Source organism: Streptomyces sp. NPDC048718 (assembly GCF_043198875.1).
In the GTDB taxonomy this organism is placed as follows: domain Bacteria; phylum Actinomycetota; class Actinomycetes; order Streptomycetales; family Streptomycetaceae; genus Streptomyces.
Genome location: NZ_JBICVG010000004.1, coordinates 343,176 through 357,722, shown reverse-complemented (window position 1 = coordinate 357,722; position 14,547 = coordinate 343,176). Strand labels below are relative to the sequence as shown.

The following is a 14,547-nucleotide window of genomic DNA, read 5'->3' as shown; positions in this document are numbered from 1 at the left end:
GCAGAGGCGTGGGGCAGGGGTCGGGGTCACGCTTCCGATGCCCCTTCCTTGACGATCCGGCGGTGGAAGAGGGCCAGGGCCAGGAGGACGGCGGCGACCTCGGCGACGACGAGTCCGGCGTTGGCGGTCAGATCGAGGGCCGATAGCTCGATGTGCGGGGCGAGCGGCGCCTTGCCGCTGGCCGCGACCTCCTCGGCCGCCTGGTTCTGCCGCCACACCTGGACGGGCACCCACACGAGAAGGAACGCGGCCAGCACGCCTTCGAGGATCAGCAGCGGGCGGTGGACGGCGGCGAACCGCCAGCCACTGATGTGCCGGGCGAAGATGGCCTGGGCGTTCTTGCGCGAGTGGACGATGCAGGCCCCGACCCCGGTGATGAGCAGCACAAGGACGGCCACCGCGAGGTTGAAGAGCTGGAGCCGGAACTCCCCGACGAGGTCGCGGAGTTGAACGGCCGCGTGCGCGCCGACCGGGCTGACACCGGTGACGTACGCCTCCAGGTGGTGCGCGGTGATGCCGGTGGTGACGTCGTCCGGGTTCTTGAAGACCAGGCTTTGCTGGGAGGCGTACGACATGTAACTGCGGTCGCTCACATAGGGCGCGCCGTCGGGGAAGACGACGATCACCGCATCGCGTACGTAGGACTCGTCGGCGCCGGGGTTGGTCCGGCCGAGCAGCCGGGCCCGGGGGTTGTACGTGAAGTGGCGTTGACCGTCCTCGATGCGGACGGGGGTCACCTTGCCGGCGGGGACCTGCTCGGGGTGGCCCGGGTTGAGGTTGCCGGGGACGAGTCCGGTGAGCTTGTCCGTGTACCGCTCCAGGCCGGCCGGGACCAGCAGCCGGATCCGGGGGTCGTCGCCGGTCGTCGCGGGGAGGCGGCGGCCGTCGGCGTCCCGTATGGGCTGGGCGGCGAGATAGGACTCGTTGACGACGAGCAGGTCACGGTCGGGGAGCCCGGTCCGGTCCCGCTCGTTGCGGAAGTGCCGGTGCCCGACGAAAACGACCTGCCCGTCCCGGTCCGCCGCGTGCAGCCAGGCGCCCACGTTCTCGGTGAGCTCCTTCAGGCCGTTCTCGCTGGCCACGCTGCCACTGAGGGTGATCGAAGTCGCCTCGCCGATCCGCTGGTAGGCGGCGGCGCTCTGCTCTCGGTCGGCGATGTTCTGTCCGGCGGAGACGACGTCGCCGGTGATGGCCACGGCGAGGAGCAGCGCGGGGACGCGGACGAGGTACGTGCTGATCGAGGCGGTACGAGCGGGAAGTTCGCCCTTCAGGGCGCGCAGCACCCCGGTACGGAAGGTGAGTTGCAGGGTGATCGTGTGGACGGCGAGGGACACCAGACCGAGGACGACGGCGAAGCCGAGCGCGACGGTACCGAAGAGGCTGAACCAGGCGAGTCCGTTGTACACGCCGAGCACGGCGGCCGACAGCGCCGCCGTGGCGAGCAGGGCGACCGACCAGAACACGGTCAGCTGCCGAAGGTCGTCGCCGATGATCCGCCCGAAGGAGCGGCCCTGGAGGCGCTGCACCCCGTACGCCTTGGCGTTGAGCATGATGCCGGCGCCGGTCATGGTCACGACGGCGAGCGCGACGACGAAGAGGGAGCGCAAAAGTGCGCTGTCGGCGTAGACGGGGGTCAACTGGTCGACGGAGTACGGGTGGTAGATCCCCGCTTCGAGACCCATGCCGGTGAAGATGTCGGCGATCTCGACCGCGGCGCGGTCGGGGCCGAAGATGTAGTAATAGCCACGCGGGTCGCGGTTGCCGAGATCGGATACGGGGTGCACGTCGGTGCGGTAGCCCTGGTCGAAGGCAGGATAGCCGCCGGTCAGCCAGTCGGAGTGAGGGCCGCCGGTCGCCAGATAGAGGTGCCTGCGGCTGTACGGCTCCTTGAGGTCCGGCGTCTCACGGGCGATGGCCACCTGATGACGTTCGGCGTACTCGCCCATGAGGGCGGCGACTTGGGTGCCGCTTACCGTCCCCTTGGTGTCCGTCACCCAGACGATGGCCGAGTTTCCCATGACCCAGCGCGCGTCCAGGTCCCGGAGAAAGAGGAAGGACAGGACGGCGGAGAACGCCAGCACGGCGGCGTGGACGAACTTGATACTTCGGTGCAGCATCGACAACCCAGGTCGGGGAGCAGGACTCCATGGGGCGGAACAGCCGGGGGACGACTCACCCCAGGAGGCCCTGGGGCCTCCTGGGGCGAGAACGGCTCACATCGGCGAGGCCGGGCACGAGGCCCCGCCGAGGATCAGCAAGTGGTCTTGTAGTAGGCCTTGTTGCCGGAGAGCATGACGGGAGCACCGGTCATGCTCCAGGAGCCCGCCGAAGCCGTGTCGGTGTCAGTGTAGGTACCGACCGAGGTGGAGCCGTGGCACTTCGAGGGGTGCAGGTAGTCGGACCACACCATGGCGGTGCCCGCGCCGTGGTCCCACTCGCCACCCTCGGCCGGGTAGGTGATGGTGGCGAGCGCCGGAGCGGCGCCGGCGACGATGAGCGCGCCGGTGACGGCGGCGATCTTCAGGCTGCGCTTGATCATGACGAATCCCCCAAGGGTCTCGATCAGTTGCAAGGTGTTTGTGATCGCGATCGATCAGAGATTTCCACGGCCTTGGTCGAGGGTCAAGAAATCCTCAAAGGTTGGCCATCCGCCACCCCATTGGCCTGTTCAGGGCACGTCAACAACAAGTCACCCAGGCCGAATTGGCACCAGACGATCTTGCCGGGGTCCCGTTCACCCACGCCCCAGAGGTCGGACAAGGCATCGACGATCTGGAGGCCCCGGCCCGATTCGTCGTCGGGGGTGCGGACCGCCGGGTCGCCGTCGCCGCTGTCGTGGACTTCGACACGGAGGAGGGCGGGGTGGTGCAGAAAGAGGACGAGACGGAAGCCCCGGCCGGGTGGGACGCCGTGGCGGAGGGCGTTGGTGGCGAGCTCGCTGACGCACAGGAGTACGTCATCCGCACGGGTGTGCGCGCCCCAGTCGGCCAGAGCCTTCCGGGTGAAGTCCCGCGCGAGCGGGACGGACAGGCGTTCGCGGCGGTAGAACGCCTCGCGAAACAGGGGGAGTTGGTCGTTCACGGCGCCCACAGTGGACTCTTCCGCCCCACTCGCCCCAGGGACCCGACCCGTACAAAATCGCTGTACGGGTTTGTCGTGCATCGTGTCCGTGTGTCGTGGGGATGGACCGCTCATGCAACACACCAACAAGACCAAAAAGGTCCCGTCATGGGAAGTGGTCGGCGCGCTCCTGGCGCTGTACCGCAGACAGGCGGGACTGACACAGCCGCAGTTGGCCTCTCAGGTGAACTTGGGCCTGGAGACGCTCGGATCGATCGAGCAGGGGCGCCGGGCACTGCGACTGAAGATCGCCGGCGAGATGGACGACCTGCTGAACACCGGTGGGGCGCTGTCGGTGGTGGTCGCGAAGGCGCCGAAGAAAGAGCGCTACCCCGTCTTCGTACAAGACTTCATTGAGCTGGAGGCGCAGGCAATCAGCCTCTGCTCCTACCAGAACGGGGTTGTTCCTGGGCTGCTCCAGACGCCGGAGTACGCCCGCGCGGTCTTCGACTGCCTGTACCCGCCGATCACCGCGCAGGAGGCGGAGGACCGGATGCTCGACCGGATCGACCGTCAACGGATCTTCGACAAGACCCCGTGGCCGCCGCTGATGTCCTTCCTGCTGGACGAGTCCATCCTGGAGCGTCCGATCGGCGGGCCGGAGGTACTGCGAGGGCAGATCCTCCATCTGCGTGAAATGGCCGAACTCCCCACCATCGGCCTGCAGATCATCCCGAAGACACGAACGAAGCACGCGGCGCTCGACGGCCCCATGGTGCTCATCGAAACGCCTGACCACGAACACGTGGCCTACATCGAGGGGCAGCGGGTCAGCTTCCTCATCGACGACCCCGACGAGGTCGGGATCCTGCAGGCCAAGTATGGAATGCTGCGTTCACAGGCCCTGACGCCCGAGGAAACCATGGGCCTGTTGGAACGTACGGCAGGAGTGACATGAGCTCAGCAGCACTTTCGTGGTTCAAGTCCAGCTACAGCGGCAGCGAGGGCGGTGACTGCCTCGAAGTCGCTTACGACTGGCGTAAGTCCAGCTACAGCGGCAGCGAGGGCGGCGCCTGTGTCGAGGTGGCCGCGCACCCCGCCGCCGTCCACGTCCGCGACTCCAAGCTCGGAGAGACCAGCCCCGTCTTCACCGTCTCTCCCACCACCTGGAACGTGTTCGTCAACACGACCCACTGACCGACCGCACGAGAGAGCGGCCCATACCCCCAGGGGTGCGGGCCGCTCTCTCGTCTCGTCGGCATTCTCCAAGCCGCAGGGGGAATGCTGCGCTCGCAGACCCTGGATACCCCCGACAGGAGCGACATGAGCGCAGCGCCACTTTCATGGTTCAAGTCCAGCTACAGCGGCGACGAAGGCGGCGCCTGCCTCGAAGTCGCCTACGACTGGCACAAGTCGAGCTATAGCGGCAGCCAGGGCGGTAACTGCCTGGAGATCGCCTACCACTGGTGCAAATCCAGCTACAGCGGCAGCCAGGGTGGTGACTGCGTCGAAGTCGCCGCCCACCCCGCCGCCGTCCACGTCCGCGACTCCAAACTCGGCGACACCAGCCCCGTCTTCACCGTCTCCCCCACCGCCTGGAACACCTTCCTCGGCACCACCCACTGACCATGCCCGAACGAACGAAAGAGCGGCCCACACCCCTCCTCAGGGTGCGGGCCGCTCTCTCGCGTCCGTGGAAACGGGCCGGATCAGCCCTCGCTGACGCCCAGCTTCTCCAGGATCAGGTCCTTGACCTTCGCCGCGTCGGCCTGGCCACGGGTGGCCTTCATGACCGCGCCGACCAGGGCGCCGACCGCCGCGACCTTGCCGCCGCGGATCTTGTCGGCGATGGCCGCGTTGCCCGCGATGGCCTCGTCCACGGCCGTACCGAGCGCGCCGTCGTCGGAGACGACCTTCAGACCGCGCTTCTCGACGACCTCGTCCGGAGTACCCTCGCCCGCGAGAACGCCCTCGATGACCTGACGGGCCAGCTTGTCGTTCAGGTCGCCGCCGGCGACCAGGGCGGAGACCCGGGCGACATCCGCCGGGGTGATCGGCAGCTCGTCCAGGGCGACACCGCGCTCGTTGGCGTTACGGGCCAGCTCGCCCATCCACCACTTGCGCGCCGACGCCGCGTCCGCGCCCGCCTCGATGGTGGCGACGATCGGGTCGACCGCGCCCGCGTTGAGGATGGACTGCATCTCCAGGTCCGCGACGCCCCACTCCTCGCGCAGCCGGTTACGGCGCAGGCGCGGCAGCTCGGGCAGACCCTTCCGCAGCTCCTCGACCCACTCGCGCGAGGGGGCCACCGGCACCAGGTCCGGCTCGGGGAAGTAGCGGTAGTCCTCGGCGTTGTCCTTGATGCGGCCCGAGGTGGTGGAGCCGTCGTCCTCGTGGAAGTGACGGGTCTCCTGGATGATCGTGCCGCCGGCCTCCAGGACCGCCGCGTGACGCTGGATCTCGAAGCGCGCCGCCCGCTCGACGGAGCGCAGCGAGTTGACGTTCTTCGTCTCCGAGCGGGTGCCGAACTGCTCGGCATCCTTCTTCATCAGCGACAGGTTGACGTCGCAGCGCATCTGGCCCTTGTCCATGCGCGCCTCGGAGACGCCCAGGGCACGGATCAGCTCGCGCAGCTCGGCGACGTACGCCTTGGCGACCTCGGGGGCCCGCTCGCCCGCGCCGACGATCGGCTTGGTGACGATCTCGATCAGCGGGATGCCGGCCCGGTTGTAGTCGAGCAGCGAGTGCGAGGCGCCGTGGATACGGCCGGTCGCGCCACCCACGTGGGTGGACTTGCCGGTGTCCTCCTCCATGTGGGCGCGCTCGATCTCCACGCGGAAGATCTCGCCGTCCTCCAGCTGGACGTCGAGGTAGCCATCGAAGGCGATGGGCTCGTCGTACTGGGAGGTCTGGAAGTTCTTCGGCATGTCCGGATAGAAGTAGTTCTTCCGGGCGAAGCGGCACCACTCGGCGATCGAGCAGTTCAGCGCGAGGCCGATCTTGATGGCGGACTCGACGCCGATCTCGTTGACGACCGGCAGGGCGCCGGGCAGGCCGAGACAGGTCGGGCACGTCTGCGTGTTGGCGTCCTGGCCCAGCTCGGTGGAGCAGCCGCAGAACATCTTCGTCTTCGTGCCCAGCTCGACATGGACCTCAAGGCCCATGACGGGGTCGTACGCGGCGAGAGCCGCCTCGTACGACAGCAGTTCAGTGACAGTCACGGTGGAACTTCCCTCTCAGCCCAGCAGGACGTCGTCGTCGCCGAGGCGCTTCAGCTCGCGGTACAGGATCGCGAGGCCGGTCACGATGGCGGCGGCGGACACGACGGCGTCGATGAGCTTGAGCGTGTCGTGCTCGGTACGCGCCTTCTTGATCTGCTTGGCGACACCGACGGCACCGAACGCGGTGGTGCCCATGGACAGGTACGTACCGGTCTTGGACTTCTTGAAGCCCTTGGCCTTCTGCAGTGCACTGGTCACAGCGACGGAGCCTCCTCAAGCAGTGGGTGACCCCACTTTTCCACGAAGGCGGCCTCGACGGCGGCACCGACCTTGTAAAGGCGGTCGTCCTTCAGGGCGGGGGCGATGATCTGCAGGCCGACCGGCAGGCCGTCCTCCGGCGCGAGGCCGCAGGGCAGCGACATGGCGGCGTTGCCGGCCAGGTTGGTCGGGATGGTGCACAGGTCCGCGAGGTACATCGCCATCGGGTCGTCGGCGCGCTCGCCGATCGGGAAGGCGGTGGTCGGCGTCGTCGGGGAGACGAGCACGTCGACCTGCTCGAACGCCTTCTCGAACTCGCGGGTGATGAGGGTACGGACCTTCTGGGCCGAGCCGAACCACGCGTCGTAGTAGCCGGAGCTGAGCGCGTACGTACCGAGGATGATGCGGCGCTTCACCTCGGGGCCGAAGCCGGCCTCGCGGGTCAGGGCGGTGACGTCCTCGGCGGACCGCGAGCCGTCGTCGCCGGCCCGCAGGCCGTAGCGCAGACCGTCGAAGCGGGCCAGGTTCGAGGAGCACTCGGACGGCGCGATCAGGTAGTACGCGGACAGCGCGAGGTCGAAGGTGGGGCAGTCCACCTCGACGATCTCGGCGCCCAGCGACTTCAGCAGCTCGACGGACTCGTCGAAGCGCTGCACGACACCGGCCTGGTAGCCCTCGCCGCGGAACTGCTTGACGACACCGACGCGCATGCCGGCGACGGAGCCGTTACGGGCGGCCTCGACGACCGGCGGGACCGGGGCGTCGATGGACGTCGAGTCGAGCGGGTCGTGGCCGGCGATGGCCTCGTGCAGCAGGGCCGCGTCGAGGACCGTACGGGCACACGGGCCGCCCTGGTCGAGCGAGGACGAGAAGGCGACCATGCCGTAGCGGGACACCGAGCCGTAGGTCGGCTTGACGCCGACGGTGCCGGTGACGGCGGCGGGCTGGCGGATGGAACCGCCGGTGTCCGTGCCGATCGCGAGCGGGGCCTGGTACGCGGCGAGCGCGGCCGAGGAACCGCCGCCGGAGCCGCCGGGGATCCGGGTGAGGTCCCAGGGGTTGCCGGTCGGGCCGTAGGCGCTGTTCTCCGTGGAGGAGCCCATCGCGAACTCGTCCATGTTGGTCTTGCCCAGGATGACCACGTCCGCGGCCTTCAGGTTCTTGACCAGCGTGGCGTCGTACGGAGGGATCCAGCCCTCCAGCATCTTCGAGCCGACCGTGGTGGGGATGCCCTGGGTCGTGAAGATGTCCTTGAGCGCGAGCGGGACGCCGGCCAGCGGGCCGAGCTTCTCGCCGCGGGCGCGCTTCTCGTCGACGGCGCGGGCCTGGGCGAGGGCGCCCTCCCGGTCGACGTGCAGGAAGGCGTGGACCTTCTCGTCGACGGCGTCGATCCGGGCCAGGTGGGCCTCGGTGACCTCGACGGCGGTCAGCTCGCCGGAGGCGATCTTCGCCGCGATCTCCGCGGCGGTGAGCTTGATGATGGTGCTGTGGTCCGTCATGGAGTGGTCAGTCCTCCCCGAGGATCTGCGGCACCTTGAAACGCTGCTGCTCCTGGGCGGGGGCGCCGGAGAGCGCCTGCTCCGGGCTGAGCGACGGTCGGACCTCGTCCGCGCGCATGACGTTGGTCAGCGGCAGCGGGTGGGAGGTCGGCGGTACGTCTTGGTCGGCGACCTCGGAGACGCGGGCGACCGCGCCGATGATGTCGTCGAGCTGTCCGGCGAAGTGGTCGAGTTCTTCTGCCTTGAGCTCCAGACGTGCCAGCCGTGCGAGGTGGGCGACCTCCTCGCGCGTGATGCCAGGCATGCGGATCCTCACGGGGTGAGTTTGATGGTGTTGGGGCCAATCCTATGGGGCCCGCGCCCCTGCCCGTGAAACGGTTTGCTCCGGGGGGCCGGCGGGAGGGGTCCGGGGGACGTCCGAAGTCCGCTTCCGGGACTGCCGGGAGTCCGTTCCCGGGGCTGCCGGGAGTCCGTTCCCGGGGCTGCCGGAAGGTGCTTCCGGGGGCCGCGCCGGGGGCTCGGGCTCGGGTCCGGCTCGGGTCCGGCTCGGGTCGGGAGCCGGACCGGAACGGTTCTGCGCGCTACAGGGCGACCTGGCCCGAGGGGCGGTCGGCGTCCGTCACGGCGGTGATCCCGGCGTTCGCGTTCGCCGCCGTCTGGGCCGCCGCTTGCGCCGCCACCTGCGCCGCCGTCAATGCCGCCGCCTGCGCCGCCGCCAGTGCCGCCGCCTCCGCGGCGATCTCGGAGGGGCGGCGCCAGCCGTGCTCGCCCCGGGCGCGCAGCCACGCGGTGGCCTCGGCGGGCGGCATGGCGGCGGCGACGAGCCAGCCCTGGACGGCGTCACAGCCGAGGTCGCGCAGCCGCTCCCAGGTCTCGTCGTCCTCGACGCCCTCGGCGACGACCAGCAGGCCGAGGGAGTGGGCGAGGTCGACGGTGCAGCGCACGATCTCGGCGTCCTCGTTGTCGACGGCGAGACGGGCGACGAAGGAGCGGTCGATCTTCAGCTCGCTCACCGGGAGGCGGCGCAGATGGACGAGCGAGGAGTAGCCGGTGCCGAAGTCGTCGAGGGACATCTTGACGCCGTGGCCGGTGAGGCCGGCCATGGTGTCGGCGGCCCGCTGCGGGTCCTCCAGGAGGACGTGCTCGGTTATCTCCAGCTGGAGCGCGCCGGCCGGGACGCCGTGGCGGGCGAGGCGGGCGGCGACGGCGCCGGCGAAGCCGGGGGTGTGGACGTCGCGCGGGGAGACGTTGACAGCGACGGGTACGTCCAGGCCCTGGGCCCGCCAGCGGGCGACCTGGGCGAGCGCGGTCTCCAGGACGTACTCGGTGAGGTGCGGCATCAGTCCGGAGGACTCGGCTATCGCGATGAACTCGTCCGGCGGGACCTTCCCCCGGTCCGGGTGGACCCAGCGGACCAGCGCCTCCAGACCGGCCACCTGCCCGTCGAAGCGGACCTTGGGCTGGTAGTGGAGTTCGACGTCGCCGGCGTCGAGCGCGCGGCGCAGGTCGCCGAGCAGGCCGAGGCGGTCGGGGGTGTTGGAGTCGCGCTTGGACTCGTACACCTCGACGCCCGTACGGTCCCGCTTCGCCTGGTACATGGCGACGTCGGCGCGGCGCAGCAGGCCCTCGGCGTCCTGGGCGTGCTCGGGGAAGACGGCGACGCCGGCGCTGGCCTCCAGGACGAGGGTGAGGCCATCGAGGTCGAGCGGGGAGGACAGCTCGGCGACGAGGTGGCGGGCGACCCGCTGGGCGCTGGTGGTGGAGTCCGCCGTCGGCAGCAGGACGGCGAACTCGTCGCCGCCGAGCCGGGCCGCCTCGGCGCCGCGCGGCAGGGCGAGCCGGAGCCGTTCGGCGATCTGGAGCAGCAGCCGGTCGCCGGCGAGGTGGCCGAGGGTGTCGTTGACGGACCGGAAGCGGTCGAGGTCGATGAGGACGAGGGCGGAGCGGACGCCTTCGCCCTCGGCCTCCTCCAGGGCGGTCCAGGTGCGTTCCAGGAGCCACTGGCGGTTGGGCAGGCCGGTGAGATGGTCGCGGAGCTGTTCCTCGGCGCGGGCGCGGGCGATCCACAGGGTGGAGTCGAGGGCGATCAGCGGGACGGCGAAGAGCGGCAGGAGCGCGGGGCGGGAGGCGGTGACGACGCAGACGAGCGGGGCGATCGCGAACAGCGCGAGGGCGACGAGGCCCTGGCGGAGCAGGGCGCTGCGGGCGATGGTGGGCAGTCCGCCGCCCCGCGGCGCGAGCGCGTACCAGAGCAGCAGGCGGGTGCAGGCGAGGTAGGCGACGGCGGCGAGGACGATCTCGGGGACGTCGGCGATGCCGCCGTCCAGGGGCTGCCAGGGGTGGGCGACGGTGGGGACGTCGCCGAAGGTCGCGAGGACGAGGGCGGCGGCGCCGGTGCCGAGGACGTCCACGGCGCCGTGCAGCAGGCCCTGGCGCCAGCGGTGGCGGCGGGCGGCGGCGACGAGTACGACGACGGAGAGCGAGACCAGAGCGGCCGGCACCCAGCCGTACAGGAGGAGGACGGCGAGGGTGAGCGCGGCGCCGGAGCCGGTGCCGCCCCACCAGCGGTCGCGGCCGAGCGCGACGAGGTGGCCCACGATGAGGCCGGTGAGGACGGCGAGGGACCAGCCGGCCGCGCCGTCGGGGAAGAGTGCCTGACCGGTGCTCAGGGTGTGGTGGAGTCCTGCGGCGAACGCGACGGCGGCGATGCCCACCAGTGCCGCGGGCAGCCCGGAGGCGAAGCCCACGAAGGCCGCACGGGCCTGGGGCCGCGCGATGGGGGCGGCACTCTCGGTCGGTTTCATTCCCGTCCCTCTCACAGCCGGCGGTGCCGTCGCGACACGGCGCCGCCGACCTGCCGCCGGCAGGTCCGTCGCCATGCCGCCGGGCGGTCGCCGCGCCGAGTGTTGTCCGAACCGCGTGTTCCGCTGTCGCGCCGGCTGGGCCCTCGCACGGCCGTGCGCGACGGACGCACAGTCACCACAGTAGGCCGCGAAGGGCCACTGCGGGCAGTGCTCTCCTTCTCTTGCCCGAATGCGACCCCGCCACCCGTAACGATCTGGTATGCGCCGAACGGGTGAGCTAGCCCCCTCCCTGAAGACCCCCGACGGGCCCTCGGCGGGCCCTCGGTGGGCCCGGCCGCGGCCGGAAACCGTCCGTGCGCCTCCCCCGAGGGGCGCACGGCCGACTCCGCCGCGGACCGGGGCCGGGGCGAGGTCCGGCGGGCCCGGGGGGCTACTCGGCGACGGGCAGAGCGGCGTCCCGCGCGGCGTCGGGGCCCTGTTCGAGCAGGACGGCGAAGCCCGCCTCGTCCAGAACCGGAACCTTCAGTTGCATGGCCTTGTCGTACTTGGAACCAGGGTTGTCACCGACGACCACGAAAGCGGTCTTCTTCGAAACGGAACCGGTCACCTTCGCTCCGAGGCTCTGGAGCGACTCTTTTGCGCCATCCCTGGTGTAGTCCTTCAGAGTGCCGGTGACGACCACGGTCAGTCCGTCCAGCGGACGGGGACCCTGCTCCTCCCCCGCGCCCTCGTCCTCCAGGGCGACCCCGGCCGCGCGCCACTTGCGCACGATCTCGCGGTGCCACTCCTCCTCGAACCAGCGCTTCACGGACGCGGCGATGATCCCGCCGACCCCGTCGGTCGCCGCCAGCTCCTCCTCCGTGGCCTGCTCGATCCGCTCCAGGGAGCGGAACTCGCGGGCCAGCGCCTCGGCCGCGACCGGTCCGACGTGACGAATCGACAGACCGTTGAGGAAGCGGGCCAGCGGACGGGTCTTCGCCTCCTCGATGTGCTTCAGCATGGCGAGCGCGTTCTTCTTCGGCTCGCCCTTCTGGTTGGCGAAGACCGAGACGATCTTCTCCTCGCCGGTCTTCGGGTCCCGCTTGGGCAGCCCGCTGTCCGGGTCGAGGACGTACGCCCGGATCGGCAGCAGCTGCTCGATCGTCAGGTCGAACAGATCGCCCTCATCGCTCAGCGGCGGCTCGGCCGGCTCCAGCGGGCGGGTGAGCGCCGCCGCCGCGACCATGCCGAAGTTCTCGATGTCGAGGGACGAGCGGCCGGCGAGGAAGGCCAGCCGCTCGCGCAGCTGGGCGGGACACGTCCGCGCGTTGGGGCAGCGCAGATCGATGTCCCCCTCCTTCATCGGCTTCAGCGGCGTCCCGCACTCGGGGCACTCGGCCGGCATCACGAACTCGCGCTCGGTGCCGTCCCGCAGGTCCACCACCGGGCCGAGGATCTCCGGAATGACGTCACCGGCCTTGCGCAGCACGACCGTGTCACCGATCAGCACGCCCTTGGCCTTGACGACCTCCTGGTTGTGCAGGGTGGCGAACTCGACCTCGGAACCGGCCACGGTCACCGGCTCGACCTGCGCGTACGGCGTGACGCGTCCGGTGCGGCCGACGCCGACCTTGATGTCGATCAGCTTGGAGTTGACCTCCTCCGGCGCGTACTTCCAGGCGATCGCCCAGCGCGGGGCGCGCGCCGTGGAGCCGAGCCGGCCCTGGAGCGGGATCTCGTCGAGCTTGACGACGACGCCGTCGATCTCGTGCTCGACGGAGTGCCGGTTCTCGCCGAAGTACGTGATGAACTCCCGTACGCCGTCGAGGGAGTCGACCACCTTGTTGTGCCGGGCGGTGGGCAGGCCCCACTCGCGCAGCAGCTCGTAGGCGTCCGAGAGACGGGAGATCTCCAGGCCCTCGCGCACGCCGATGCCGTGCACCACCATGTGCAGCGGCCGGGTCGCCGTCACCTTCGGGTCCTTCTGGCGCAGCGAACCCGCCGCCGCGTTGCGCGGGTTGGCGAACGGCTTGTCACCGGCCTCCACCAGGCGCGCGTTCAGCGCCTCGAAGCCGGCCATCGGGAAGTAGACCTCGCCGCGGATCTCGACCAGCGCCGGGACGCGCTCGCCGCGCAGCCGGTGCGGGATGTCCGCGATCGTGCGCACGTTGGGCGTGATGTCCTCGCCCGTACGGCCGTCGCCGCGGGTCGCGGCCCGGGTCAGCCGGCCGTTCTCGTACGTGAGGTTGACGGCGAGACCGTCGACCTTCAGCTCGCACAGGAAGTGGTACGTGCCCGCGCCGACGTCCTTGGCGATCCGCTCGGCCCAGGCGGCCAGCTCCGCGTCGTCGAACGCGTTGTCCAGCGACAGCATCCGCGAGCGGTGCTCGACGGAGGTGAACTCCGTCTCGTACGAGCCCGCCACCTTCTGGGTCGGCGAATCGGGCGTCCGCAGATCCGGGTACTCCTCCTCCAGCTCCTCCAGCGACCGCAGGAGCCGGTCGAACTCCGCGTCGCTGACGACCGGCTGGTCCTTCACGTAGTACCGGAAGCGGTGCTCCTCGACCTGCTCCGCCAGCTCGGCGTGCTTCTCCCGCGCCTCGGCGGGGGCGGCGGAGGCCCCCTGTTCGACTGTCACCGTTTCTCGTCCTCCCGTAGCCTGGAATCCGGTCACTCTGGGTTGTCCGCGAGCGAGCGTGCCGCCCGCGCACAGTGGGCGAGAGCCTTGCGCGCGTACGCCGGCGAGGCACCCGCCAGACCACAGGCCGGGGTGACCACGACGGACTCGGCGAGAGTCCCCGGATTCAGCCCCAGCCTGCGCCACAGCGTCCTGACACCCATGACGCTACCGCCCGGGTCCGACAATCCCCCCGTGACCGCCCCCGCGGCGGCGTCCGTGGCGGGCACCACACCGGCGAACAGCTTCGTACCGGCCTCCACGGCCTCGCCGATCGGCTCCTCGTCACGCTCGGTGAGAAGCGAGAAGTCGAACGAGATCCCCGCGGCCCCGGCCCGGCGCAGCAGCGCGAACGGCACGCCCGGCGCGCACGAATGCACCACGGTGGGCCCCTCGTGCGCCCCCATGACCTCGCGCAGGGTGCTCTCCACCACCTGCCGGTCCACGGCCCGGTGGGTGCGGTAACCGCTGGCCGTACGGACCTGCCCGAGGAGCACGGAGGTCAGCGACGGCTCGTCGAGCTGGAGCACCACCCGGGCCCCCGGCACCCGCTTGCGTACCTCGGCCAGGTGCAGCCGCAGCCCCTCGGCGAGCGATCCGGCCAGATCGCGGCAGGCACCCGCGTCGGACAGCGCCGCCTCGCCGCCGCGCAGTTCGAGCGCGGCGGCGAGCGTCCACGGCCCGACCGCCTGCACCTTCAGCGCGCCCTCGTACCCCTGGGTGAACTCCTCCAGGGCGTCCAGGTCCTCGCCCAGCCAGGAGTGCGCGCGCCGGGTGTCGCGCCCGGGCCGGTCGCCGAGCCGCCAGCCGCTCGGCTCCACGCGCGCGTACAGCTCGACCAGCATCCCCGTGGTCCGCCCGATCATGTCCGCGCCGGGGCCGCGCGCGGGCAGCTCCGCGAGGAACGGGAAGTCCTCGAAGGATCCGGTCACGGTCTTCGCCGCCTCCCGCGCGTCCCCGCCGGGCAGGGATCCGACGCCGGTGGCGGGGGCCCAGGGGAAGGGCGCGGGCTCGACGGGCGCGGTGGTCTCGCTGGTGTTCTCGCTCAC

The 14,547-nt window shown here is 70.7% G+C and carries 13 protein-coding genes; 3 read left to right on the top strand and 10 right to left on the bottom strand.

Going from position 1 to position 14,547, the window contains the following annotated elements; translation table 11 throughout:
• Positions 1-26 precede the first annotated feature (26 nt).
• The 3 genes from ACGFRB_RS09815 to ACGFRB_RS09805 form a co-directional block, all read right to left on the bottom strand.
• Entirely contained in the window at positions 27-2,117 is a 2,091-nt protein-coding gene (locus tag ACGFRB_RS09815; protein ID WP_393241251.1) for a bacteriocin-associated integral membrane family protein, read from the bottom strand.
• 134 nt (positions 2,118-2,251) lie between these two features.
• Positions 2,252-2,539 (bottom strand): lactococcin 972 family bacteriocin, encoded by a 288-nt coding sequence (locus tag ACGFRB_RS09810; protein ID WP_393241248.1) that lies wholly within the window; start codon positions 2,537-2,539, stop codon positions 2,252-2,254.
• An 83-nt stretch (positions 2,540-2,622) separates the two neighbouring features.
• Positions 2,623-3,162 (bottom strand): ATP-binding protein, encoded by a 540-nt coding sequence (locus tag ACGFRB_RS09805; RefSeq protein WP_393241245.1) that lies wholly within the window; start codon positions 3,160-3,162, stop codon positions 2,623-2,625.
• 31 nt (positions 3,163-3,193) lie between these two features.
• Here ACGFRB_RS09805 and ACGFRB_RS09800 point away from each other — a divergent pair, with 31 nt between their 5' ends.
• The 3 genes from ACGFRB_RS09800 to ACGFRB_RS09790 all read left to right on the top strand — a co-directional run bounded on the left by ACGFRB_RS09800 (position 3,194) and on the right by ACGFRB_RS09790 (position 4,686).
• On the top strand, positions 3,194-4,018 hold the full coding sequence (locus ACGFRB_RS09800) for a Scr1 family TA system antitoxin-like transcriptional regulator (protein ID WP_393241242.1): 825 nt from the start codon (positions 3,194-3,196) through the stop codon (positions 4,016-4,018).
• On the top strand, positions 4,015-4,257 hold the full coding sequence (locus tag ACGFRB_RS09795; protein WP_393241239.1) for a DUF397 domain-containing protein: 243 nt from the start codon (positions 4,015-4,017) through the stop codon (positions 4,255-4,257). The genes ACGFRB_RS09800 and ACGFRB_RS09795 overlap by 4 nt, the downstream gene beginning before the upstream one ends.
• Positions 4,258-4,383: 126 nt before the next feature.
• Complete coding sequence (locus tag ACGFRB_RS09790; protein ID WP_393241236.1) at positions 4,384-4,686, top strand: DUF397 domain-containing protein; 303 nt, start codon at positions 4,384-4,386, stop codon at positions 4,684-4,686.
• A gap of 83 nt (positions 4,687-4,769) precedes the next feature.
• Here ACGFRB_RS09790 and gatB read toward each other — a convergent pair whose 3' ends face one another.
• From gatB to ACGFRB_RS09755, 7 genes are all read right to left on the bottom strand, one after another.
• Positions 4,770-6,281 (bottom strand): Asp-tRNA(Asn)/Glu-tRNA(Gln) amidotransferase subunit GatB, encoded by a 1,512-nt coding sequence (gene gatB, locus ACGFRB_RS09785; protein ID WP_363001043.1) that lies wholly within the window; start codon positions 6,279-6,281, stop codon positions 4,770-4,772.
• Between the two features lie 15 nt (positions 6,282-6,296).
• Positions 6,297-6,539 (bottom strand): hypothetical protein, encoded by a 243-nt coding sequence (locus ACGFRB_RS09780; RefSeq protein WP_393241233.1) that lies wholly within the window; start codon positions 6,537-6,539, stop codon positions 6,297-6,299.
• Positions 6,536-8,038, bottom strand: coding sequence for an Asp-tRNA(Asn)/Glu-tRNA(Gln) amidotransferase subunit GatA (gene gatA / locus ACGFRB_RS09775; protein WP_361224918.1), 1,503 nt, complete (start codon positions 8,036-8,038; stop codon positions 6,536-6,538). The genes ACGFRB_RS09780 and gatA overlap by 4 nt, the downstream gene beginning before the upstream one ends.
• Before the next feature lie 7 nt (positions 8,039-8,045).
• Entirely contained in the window at positions 8,046-8,342 is a 297-nt protein-coding gene (gene gatC / locus ACGFRB_RS09770) for an Asp-tRNA(Asn)/Glu-tRNA(Gln) amidotransferase subunit GatC (protein ID WP_361224921.1), read from the bottom strand.
• A gap of 277 nt (positions 8,343-8,619) precedes the next feature.
• Positions 8,620-10,842, bottom strand: a complete 2,223-nt coding sequence (locus tag ACGFRB_RS09765; protein ID WP_363001047.1) for an EAL domain-containing protein — start codon at positions 10,840-10,842, stop codon at positions 8,620-8,622.
• Between the two features lie 430 nt (positions 10,843-11,272).
• A complete protein-coding gene (ligA, locus tag ACGFRB_RS09760) occupies positions 11,273-13,459 on the bottom strand; it encodes an NAD-dependent DNA ligase LigA (RefSeq protein WP_393241228.1) in 2,187 nt (728 codons plus the stop codon).
• Positions 13,460-13,491: 32 nt separating this feature from the next.
• The gene (locus tag ACGFRB_RS09755; RefSeq protein ID WP_393241225.1) at positions 13,492-14,547 is read right to left on the bottom strand and encodes a methionine synthase; all 1,056 of its coding nucleotides are present in this window, start codon (positions 14,545-14,547) and stop codon (positions 13,492-13,494) included.

What these genes read in the sequence shown, in the direction of transcription:
- ACGFRB_RS09815 (WP_393241251.1), bottom strand. Translation starts at nt 2,117, where the DNA reads ATGCTGCACCGAAGTATCAAGTTCGTCCACGCCGCCGTGCTGGCGTTC.
- ACGFRB_RS09810 (WP_393241248.1), bottom strand. Translation starts at nt 2,539, where the DNA reads ATGATCAAGCGCAGCCTGAAGATCGCCGCCGTCACCGGCGCGCTCATC.
- ACGFRB_RS09805 (WP_393241245.1), bottom strand. Translation starts at nt 3,162, where the DNA reads ATGCACGACAAACCCGTACAGCGATTTTGTACGGGTCGGGTCCCTGGG.
- ACGFRB_RS09800 (WP_393241242.1), top strand. Translation starts at nt 3,194, where the DNA reads ATGCAACACACCAACAAGACCAAAAAGGTCCCGTCATGGGAAGTGGTC.
- ACGFRB_RS09795 (WP_393241239.1), top strand. Translation starts at nt 4,015, where the DNA reads ATGAGCTCAGCAGCACTTTCGTGGTTCAAGTCCAGCTACAGCGGCAGC.
- ACGFRB_RS09790 (WP_393241236.1), top strand. Translation starts at nt 4,384, where the DNA reads ATGAGCGCAGCGCCACTTTCATGGTTCAAGTCCAGCTACAGCGGCGAC.
- gatA (WP_361224918.1), bottom strand. Translation starts at nt 8,038, where the DNA reads ATGACGGACCACAGCACCATCATCAAGCTCACCGCCGCGGAGATCGCG.
- gatC (WP_361224921.1), bottom strand. Translation starts at nt 8,342, where the DNA reads ATGCCTGGCATCACGCGCGAGGAGGTCGCCCACCTCGCACGGCTGGCA.
- ACGFRB_RS09765 (WP_363001047.1), bottom strand. Translation starts at nt 10,842, where the DNA reads ATGAAACCGACCGAGAGTGCCGCCCCCATCGCGCGGCCCCAGGCCCGT.